Here is a 255-nt window from a genome sequence, read left to right on the forward strand (position 1 = left end):
TATCAACCACAGAGGCCGGTACTCTGGCGTCGGTTTTCATCTTCTCAAGGACCGGGGAAAGATCCTTGCCGGCCGTGTAAAGCTCGTTGAGTTGCTTGGAATATTCCTGATAAGCAGAGGTGCCGGCGGCGTTTGATCGAGGGCCAACTAGGCCGGTTTGGAGCATCCCCTGAAGCTTGGAATACTCCTCGCCGACAGCCTTGATACTCTCCGCTTCCGCCTCGCTCCACTTCACCATCGCAGCGGCCTTCTGGT

1 protein-coding gene is annotated in these 255 nt (G+C 56.9%); it reads right to left on the reverse strand.

Translation table 11 applies throughout. The features are described from left to right. A partial coding sequence (locus HAQ05_RS28325; RefSeq protein WP_190427771.1) for a hypothetical protein occupies window positions 1-255 on the reverse strand: 255 nt, incomplete at both ends.

It is taken from the genome of Pseudomonas typographi, assembly GCF_014694385.1.
Lineage (GTDB): Bacteria > Pseudomonadota > Gammaproteobacteria > Pseudomonadales > Pseudomonadaceae > Aquipseudomonas > Aquipseudomonas typographi.